Annotated in this window: 8 protein-coding genes; 5 read left to right on the plus strand and 3 right to left on the minus strand. The window is 70.7% G+C overall.

Annotation, left to right across the window (positions count from 1 at the left end; all coding sequences use genetic code 11):
- Positions 1-164 precede the first annotated feature (164 nt).
- On the plus strand, positions 165-1436 hold the full coding sequence (locus tag K9U41_RS20395) for a multicopper oxidase family protein (RefSeq protein WP_282642683.1): 1272 nt from the start codon (positions 165-167) through the stop codon (positions 1434-1436).
- A 43-nt stretch (positions 1437-1479) separates the two neighbouring features.
- On the opposite strand, the gene K9U41_RS20400 is transcribed toward K9U41_RS20395, so the two are convergent.
- Positions 1480-2970 (minus strand): NAD(P)H-hydrate dehydratase, encoded by a 1491-nt coding sequence (locus K9U41_RS20400; RefSeq protein WP_282642684.1) that lies wholly within the window; start codon positions 2968-2970, stop codon positions 1480-1482.
- Positions 2971-3192: 222 nt separating this feature from the next.
- Between K9U41_RS20400 and K9U41_RS20405 the strand changes: the two genes are divergently transcribed.
- Positions 3193-3531 (plus strand): P-II family nitrogen regulator, encoded by a 339-nt coding sequence (locus K9U41_RS20405; RefSeq protein ID WP_012115561.1) that lies wholly within the window; start codon positions 3193-3195, stop codon positions 3529-3531.
- 45 nt (positions 3532-3576) lie between these two features.
- Positions 3577-4992 (plus strand): type I glutamate--ammonia ligase, encoded by a 1416-nt coding sequence (gene glnA, locus K9U41_RS20410; protein WP_282642685.1) that lies wholly within the window; start codon positions 3577-3579, stop codon positions 4990-4992.
- Positions 4993-5114: 122 nt separating this feature from the next.
- Here glnA and K9U41_RS20415 read toward each other — a convergent pair whose 3' ends face one another.
- Both K9U41_RS20415 and K9U41_RS20420 read right to left on the minus strand, forming a co-directional pair.
- On the minus strand, positions 5115-5462 hold the full coding sequence (locus tag K9U41_RS20415; protein ID WP_282642686.1) for an AzlD domain-containing protein: 348 nt from the start codon (positions 5460-5462) through the stop codon (positions 5115-5117).
- Entirely contained in the window at positions 5459-6211 is a 753-nt protein-coding gene (locus K9U41_RS20420) for an AzlC family ABC transporter permease (protein ID WP_282642687.1), read from the minus strand. The genes K9U41_RS20415 and K9U41_RS20420 overlap by 4 nt, the downstream gene beginning before the upstream one ends.
- 237 nt (positions 6212-6448) lie before the next feature.
- Here K9U41_RS20420 and pabB point away from each other — a divergent pair, with 237 nt between their 5' ends.
- Together pabB and K9U41_RS20430 are read left to right on the plus strand one after the other, a co-directional pair.
- Positions 6449-7840: an aminodeoxychorismate synthase component I gene (pabB, locus tag K9U41_RS20425; protein WP_282642688.1), complete on the plus strand. Its 1392-nt coding sequence runs from the start codon at positions 6449-6451 to the stop codon at positions 7838-7840.
- Positions 7837-8164, plus strand: a 328-nt coding sequence (locus K9U41_RS20430; protein ID WP_282642689.1) for an aminotransferase class IV, incomplete at its 3' end; no start/stop codon positions are given. The genes pabB and K9U41_RS20430, both read left to right, overlap by 4 nt.

An 8164-nucleotide genomic window follows, 5' to 3' on the forward strand; every position in this document is an offset into this window, starting at 1 on the left:
GCATCCGCGCGCTCCGGCGGCCGGCCCGCAAGCCCTTGCGCGGCATCGGCTGGGCCGGCGACGGGAGGGGCTGCCGGCCGGCGCGCAAAAAACAGCGGTGGAAAGCCGCTTGCCCTTTTTTCAGCCACGTATGAAGGTCCACGCACCCTGCCAGGAGACGCCGCGTGACGACGCCGATTCCCTCCCGACGCACCGTCCTCAAGGGTGCTGCAGCCCTCTCCCTGTCCGGCGCGGCGGGCGCGCTCGTTCCGGCGCTCGCGCAGGCGCCGGCCGGCGCCCCGCCCGCCGTGGCGCCGCCGGTTCCCCAGGCCAGCCCCCCGGTCACCCTCACCGCCGCCGAAGCCAGCCTGCCGGAGCTGGCCGGGCCGGGGCCGCTCGCCTTGTTCAACGGCGCCCTCCCCGGCCCTGTGCTGCGGGTGAAGAAGGGCGCCACGCTCAGCGTCACCCTCGCCAACAGCCTGAGGGAAAGCGTCGCCCTCACCTGGCAGGGCGTGCGTCTGCCGGCGGGTTCGCCCGCGCTGGCGGCGGTTGCCCCCGGCAAGAGCGCCAGCCTGAGCCTCACGCCCACGGACGCCGGTACCTTCTGGTATCACGCCACGTCGCCCAGCCTCGCCCGCCGCGCCCTCGCCGGCGCGCTGGTGGTGGAGGAGGCGGGCGCCCCGGCCTATGCGTCGGACCACCTGCTGTTCATCCAGTCCTTCCCGCCGGAAAGCGGGATGCCCATCTTCCCGGTCAACGGCGCCATCTCGCCCACCCTGCAGGGCCCGGCGAGCGGGCGCACGCGGCTGCGGCTGGTGAACGCGACGCCGCTGTTCCTGCGCCTCAAGATCCGCGGGCCGGCGAGCTTCGCCATCGCGGTGGACGGCCAGCCGGTGTCCGAACCGTTCGAATTGAAGGACGGCCGCATCCAGATCGCCCCCGGCGGCCGGGTGGACGTGGCCGCGACGCTGGACGACGCCGACGCCACCATCATCGAGATCGAAACCGCCCAGGACCCCATCCGGCTGGCGGTGGTGACCCCGGTGGGTCCGGCCGGGACACCGCCCGCGGGTCTGCCGGCGCCGCTGCCGCCCAACGACCTGCCGGCCGAGGTTCCCCTGAAGGATGCCCTGCGCATCGACCTGCCCATCGGCGACAAGCCGGGCGCAGGAGCGGCCTCCCTTGGCACGGTGAAGGCAGGCCGGAGCGTGGTGCTGACGCTGGTGAACAGCCTCGATGCGCCGGTGTCGGTCTATATTGCCGGCCATCCGGTGCGCCTGCTGGACAATGTCTATGACGGCTGGCGGCCGTGGTGGCACGACACCGTTCCGGTGCCGTCCAAGGCCACGGTGCGGGTGGCCTTCCGCGCCGCCGTGCCGGGCACCTGGTCCATCGTCGGCCAGCGCGGCGGCGACGGCGAGGTGGTGGTCTCCAGGACCTATGAGGTGACGGCCTGAGGGCCAAAAACCTCCGGGCGGGCGGCCTCTGTGGGCCGTCGGCTCACCGCACCCCGAACAGTTCATACAGCCGGCGGTAGACCTCCCGCAGCGCCTCGGGCAGGTCGTCGGCCACGAGGCCTGGCCCGGCAGCGCGGGCGGCTTCCCCGTGCAGCCACACGGCGGCCGCCGCCGCCTCGAACGGCGGCATGGCCTGCGCCAGAAGGCCCCCCGCCATGCCGGCCAGCACATCGCCCGCGCCGGCGGTGGCGAGATAGGCCGGCGCATTCTCGGCGATGGCGGCGCGCCCGTCGGGGGCCGCCACCACCGTGTCCGCCCCCTTCAGCACCACCACCGCGCCCAGCCGCACCGCCGCCGCCCGGGTCCGCGCCAGCTTGGAGGGCGCCTCCAGCACCGCCCGATCCCCGGCGAACAGGCGGGCGAACTCCCCCTCGTGGGGCGTGATGATGAGACCCGCGGTGCGCGCGGCCACGTCCGCCAGCGCCCAGGGCACGCCGGCGTAGGAGGTGAGCGCGTCCGCATCCAGCACAAGGCGCCGGCCCGGCGCGGCGAGGTCGATCTTCGCCCGCGTCGCCGCCCCGGTGCCGAGGCCCGGCCCCATCACCACGGTGCCGAGCCGCCGGTCGGCGAGCAGCGCGGCGAGGTCGTCGTCGCACCCCATGGGACGGGGCATGATGGCGGCATAGGAGGCGGCATGCAGCGGCAGGGCGTCCGGCGGCAGGGCCACAGTCACCAGCCCGGCCCCGGCCCGGAGCGCCCCGCGCGCCGACAGGCGGGCGGCACCACAGGTCCAGGCACCGCCGCTCACCACCACCGCATGGCCGCGGTCATATTTGTGGCCCAGCGCCGCCGGCAGCGGGAAGGCGGGGCGCCACAGATCGGGCATGTTCACGAAGGTGGCGGGCTTGATCACGTCCAGCGCCGCATCGGGAATGCCGATGTCGGCCACGCGCACCCGCCCGCACAGGCTGCGCCCCGGCTCCAGCAGATGACCGGGCTTGCGGCGGAAGAAGGTGACCGTCTCCTGCGCCTGCGCCGCCGCGCCGCGCACCTGGCCGGTGGCGCCGTCAAGGCCGGAGGGCAGGTCCACGGCGATGATCGGGCGGCCGGACGCGGCCATGCGCATCACCAGCGCCCTGGCCGCCCCGTCGAGGTCGCGGCCAAGGCCGGCGCCGAACAGGGCGTCGACGATCACCCCCGCCTCGGTGAGGTCGAGGACCGCCGGCTCCTCCACCGGCCCGCGCCAGCGCTCAGCGGCGCGCTTCGCGTCTCCCGTCAGCTGCGCGCGCTCGCCCAGCAGGGCAACGCGGACCCGGAAGCCCCGCTGCGTCAGCACCCGTGCCGCCACGAAACCGTCGCCGCCATTGTTGCCCGGCCCGCAGAGGATGACGACGCGGGTGGGCAGCGGAAAGCGTGCCACCACGTCGGCCACCGCGGTACCTGCCCGCTCCATCAGCGCGAAGGACGGCGTGCCCATTTCGACGGCGAGCCGATCTGCCTCACCCATTTCCTGTGGATCGAGAAGTGCGTGCACGTGATGCCCCTGCCGCTCTTATGCCCAGTTGATACTCAGCAAACCCACGGGATGAAGTTGTGCTTCGCCCAATTTAAAGTCATTAAGCCTATTTGATAGGCATCAGTACCTTCGCCCGGCGCACTGGTCCGCATAGGCACTTAGGCGTATGGATGGCATACATCCTGCTTAAATGCTGCGGCTCGACCTGCGGCGGTGGCCGGGCCAGGGGAGACGGACCGGATGAAGAAGATTGAGGCTATCATCAAGCCCTTCAAGCTCGATGAAGTGAAAGAGGCCCTCCAGGACGTTGGGTTGCAAGGCATCACCGTGACCGAGGCCAAGGGCTTCGGGCGGCAGAAGGGGCACACCGAGCTGTACCGCGGCGCGGAATATGTGGTGGATTTCCTGCCCAAGGTGAAAATCGAGGTCGTGCTCTCCGACGATATGGTAGACCGGGCCGTCGACGCCATTCGCCGCGCGGCCCAGACCGGACGGATCGGAGACGGAAAGATCTTCGTTTCGTCCATCGAGGAGGCGATCCGCATCCGCACCGGCGAATCCGGCCTCGACGCGATTTGACGCGTCCAATAAAAACCTGCGTGCCAGCAGAAAGGTAATACCCCCATGACCACCAAGACGGCCAAGGACGTCCTCGACCTGATCAAGAGCGAGGACGTGAAATACGTCGACCTGCGCTTCACCGATCCGCGCGGCAAGTGGCAACACGTTACCTTCGACATCTCCATGGTCGACGAGGAGTTCCTGACCGAAGGCACCGCCTTCGACGGCTCGTCCATCGCCGGCTGGAAGGCCATCAACGAATCCGACATGCTGCTGATGCCGGATCCGGCCACCACCTGCATCGACCCCTTCTTCGCGGAGACCACGCTCTCCATCGTCTGCGACGTGCTGGAGCCGACCACCAACCAGCCCTACGGCCGCGACCCCCGCTCCATCGCCCGCAAGGCCGAGGCCTATGCCAAGTCCACCGGCATCGGCGATGCGGTCTATTTCGGCCCCGAGGCCGAGTTCTTCATCTTCGACGACGTGCGCTTCAAGGCGGACCCGTACAACACCGGCTTCAAGCTCGACTCCGTCGAGCTGCCCACCAATTTCGACACCGAGTATGAGGGCGGCAACCTCGGCCACCGGGTGAAGACCAAGGGCGGCTACTTCCCGGTCCCCCCGATCGATTCGGCGCAGGACATGCGCTCCGAGATGCTGGCTGCCATGGCCAAGATGGGCGCCCGGGTGGAGAAGCATCACCACGAGGTGGCTTCCGCCCAGCACGAGCTTGGCCTCAAGTTCGGCCCGCTGGTGACCATGGCCGACCACCTGCAGGTGTATAAGTACTGCATCCACCAGGTGGCCAACATCTACGGCAAGACCGCGACCTTCATGCCGAAGCCCGTCTTCGGCGACAACGGCTCGGGCATGCACGTCCACCAGTCCATCTGGAAGGACGGCAAGCCGCTCTTCGCCGGCGACAAGTATGCCGACCTGTCCGACTACTGCCTGTGGTACATCGGCGGCATCATCAAGCACGCCAAGTCGCTGAACGCCTTCACCAACCCGCTGACCAACTCCTACAAGCGCCTGGTCCCGGGCTATGAGGCTCCGGTGCTGCTGGCCTATTCGGCCCGCAACCGCTCGGCGTCCTGCCGCATCCCCTACACCAACAACCCGAAGGCCAAGCGCGTCGAGGTCCGCTTCCCCGATCCGGGCGCGAACCCCTACCTCGCCTTCGCGGCCCTGTTCATGGCCGGCATGGACGGCATCCTGAACCGGATCGACCCCGGCCAGGCCATGGATAAGGACCTGTACGACCTGCCCCCCGCCGAGCTGAAGCAGATCCCCACGGTCTGCGGCTCGCTGCGCGAGGCCCTGGAGTCGCTCGCTGCCGACCACGACTACCTGCTCAAGGGCGACGTGTTCCAGAAGGACTTCATCGAGTCCTACATCGAGCTGAAGATGACCGAGGTGATGCGCTTCGAAATGACGCCGCACCCGGTCGAGTTCGAGATGTACTACTCGGTCTGACGATCCCCTCCGGCTCGGCCATAAGGCTGGGCCGGCTTTTCTTCAGGTCTTCATGACCTTCCTCCAGGGCGCCCCTCCGGGCGCCCTTTCTTTTGGCGCAGGCCGGTCCGGCGGCCAGCGCCTCAATGGGACAGGACTATGCCGGCGATCAGGATGAACTCGCCCACGAGCACGCCGGCGAACACCGAGCGGCGGAAGGCGAGGAAGCCCGCGACGCCCCCCGCCACCGCCCCCAGCCGCAGCGCCAGCGGCACGGCGACGAGCGCGCCCGCCGGGGCAAAAAGAAGCCGCGCCACCACGGCGGCCAGAAGCGCGGTGGCCACCGCCTTCACCCAGTGGAAGACGGGACTGCCCTCCTCCACCCGCCGCCCGGCGAGGACCGCCAGCGAGCGCCAGATCTCGGTGGGCAGGAACCCCACCAGCAGCACGATGAGCAGCGCCGCGCCCTCGCTCATGGCTGCGCCGGTCATGACCGCCCCCGCGCCCGCCGCCGCTCCAGCAGCCGGCCGACAGCGTAGGCAAACGTGCCGCCGCCGATGCCGGCGATCATCAGGTCGAGGCCGCCCTCCAGTCCCAGCGTCGCCGGCATCAGGATGAACCCCGCCGCCAGCGCCAGCCAGTCGGTGGCCCCGGCGGCGTTGCGCACCATCAGCACGGTGAAGGAGAGCGGGGTCAGCAGCAGCAGGCCCGCCGCCAGCGGCATCGGCAGTTCTCCCGCCACCAGAAAGCCGGCCAGCGTGCCGAGCATGCTGACGGAGATCAGCATGTTGCCGAGCCCGAGGGTGAAGGGAATACGCGCCTCGCCGGGCAGATGGGGCAGCATCCGCAGGCCCTCGAGCCACACGGTCATGGCCACGTAATGGGCGCACACCAGTTCCCAGAACAGGCTGCGGCGCGGGCCGCGGATATAGGGCGCCACCGACACCACCATGGGCAGCAGCCGCATGGAGGAGAGCGCCACGGCCAGGGCCAGCGCCGGCAGGGCGGTTCCCGCCGCGATGCCGCCGACGAGGATCAGCTGCGCCGGCAGCGCCCACACCAGGAGCGTGGAGGCAAGCCCCGCCCCCAGCGGGAAACCCACGCTCTGGAGCACCGCGCCGAACCCGAGATAGCTCGCGAACAGCACGATGGCGGGCACGGACAGGCCCGCCTTCAGGCCCTTCAGGAACCAGACGGCCGGCGCATGATGCGCGGGATGGAGGGCAGGCGGGGCGGACACGCGGGGCTCGTTCCGGGCACGGGATCTGAAGGCCGGGCGCAGGCGCGCCAGCGGTGATTGCTGCCATAGCACATGCCCGTGGCGTGGGAAGGCGGCTTCGCGCAGGCGCAGGACGGCGGCCATGCAGCGACGGGGGAGCTTTGCGTCACGCCGCCCCCCAAGCGCCCATCGCGCGCATTGCCCCCGGGGGCCGGGGGCGCCATCTTGTGGCCAGCGTTTCGAATCGGTCGCCCTGCCGTGCTTATCGTTGAAATTCCGTACCGCGACCCGTTCGCCGTCCTCCACGCCTTCGCCGATGCGCCCTATTGCGCCTTCCTCGACAGCGCCGCGGAGGGGGACGCGCGGGCGCGCTGGTCCTATCTGGGGGCCGATCCGTTCCAGGTCATCACCAGCGCGGCCGACGGCGTGCGCGTGGACGGGAAGATCGTGCCCGGCAATCCGTTCGGCGTGCTGGCCCTCGCCCTGGCCGCCAATGCCGTGCCGGCCGACCCCTCCCCGGTGCCGTTTCGCGGCGGGGCCATGGGGTATCTCGGCTATGAGCTGGGCCGCCATCTGGAGCGCCTGCCCGCCCCCCGCCCTGCAAACCCGGCGGTTCCCGAACTGGTGCTCGGCCTCTACGACACGGTGCTCGCCTTCGACCGGCTGGAGCGCCGCGCCTATATCGTCTCCACCGGCCGGCCGGAACATGGCGCCGCCGCGCTGGAGCGGGCGAAGGTTCGGGCCGAGGCGGTCCGCCGCCGGCTGGACACGGCCCCCGCCATCGCGCCCGAGCCCGACTTTTCCCGCACCGGCCGCTTCGTGCCGGAGCAGCCGCGGGCGCAGGTGGAAGCCTCCATCGCGCGGGTGATCGAATACATCCGTGCCGGCGACATCTTCCAGGCCAACCTCACCCAGCAGATGCGCGCGGCGCGGCCGCAAGGCCTCACCGACCTTGCCCTTTACGCCCGCCTGCGCGCGCTCTCCCCCTCCCCCTTCGCCGCCTTCCTGCGCGCGGGGCCGGAGCTTGCCGTGCTCAGCGCCTCGCCGGAGCGCTTCCTGTCCCTCGATCCGGACGGGCGGGTGGAGACGCGGCCCATCAAGGGCACCCGCCCTCGCAGCCCGGACCCGCAGGAAGACGCGCGGCTTGCCGCCGCCCTGGTGGCATCGGAGAAGGACCGGGCGGAAAACCTGATGATCGTGGACCTGCTGCGCAACGATCTCTCGCGGGTCTGCAAGGTGGGCAGCGTGAAGGTGCCGGCCCTGTGCGCGCTGGAGACCTTCGCCAGCGTGCATCACCTGGTCTCGGTGGTGGAAGGCCGGCTGAAGGACGGCCTCGGCCCGGTGGACCTGCTCACCGCCTGCTTTCCCGGCGGCTCCATCACCGGGGCACCGAAGATCCGGGCCATGGAGATCATCCACGAACTGGAGCCGGTGCCGCGCGGGGTCTATTGCGGCTCGGTCTGCTGGATCGGCTTCGACGGGGCCATGGATTCCTCCATCGTCATCCGCACCATCACTCGGGCAGGCGATACGCTGCTCGCCCAGGCGGGGGGCGGCATCGTGGCCGATTCCGATCCGGCGGACGAATATGAGGAGAGCCTGGTGAAGCTCTCGCCCATGCTGCGGGCCTTGTCGGGAGACGCATCGTGAAGCTCTGGCTCGGCACCGGCCTGGTGGAGGAGGACGAGGCGCGCCTCTCGCCGTTCGACCGGGGCTTCACCCTCGGCGACGGCCTGTTCGAGACGATGCGGGTGCGCGAAGGGGCCGTGCTGCGGCTCGAGGCCCATCTCCCCCGCCTCACCGCGGGGGCCGGGGTGCTGGGCCTTCCCCTTCCCTCCCTGGATCTTGCCGCCGCCCTCGCCGCCACGGCCGCGGCGAACGCCCTGGCGGAAGGCGTGCTGCGCCTCACCCTCAGCCGGGGCACCGGCCCGCGCGGCGTGCTGCCGCCGGCGGAGCCCAACCCCACCCTCGTCA

The organism is Xanthobacter autotrophicus (genome assembly GCF_029991245.1).
GTDB lineage: Bacteria > Pseudomonadota > Alphaproteobacteria > Rhizobiales > Xanthobacteraceae > Xanthobacter > Xanthobacter autotrophicus_C.

Coding starts and splice junctions, on each gene's coding strand:
- glnA (WP_282642685.1), top strand. CDS start 3,577: ATGACCACCAAGACGGCCAAGGACGTCCTCGACCTGATCAAGAGCGAG.
- K9U41_RS20415 (WP_282642686.1), bottom strand. CDS start 5,462: ATGACCGGCGCAGCCATGAGCGAGGGCGCGGCGCTGCTCATCGTGCTG.
- K9U41_RS20405 (WP_012115561.1), top strand. CDS start 3,193: ATGAAGAAGATTGAGGCTATCATCAAGCCCTTCAAGCTCGATGAAGTG.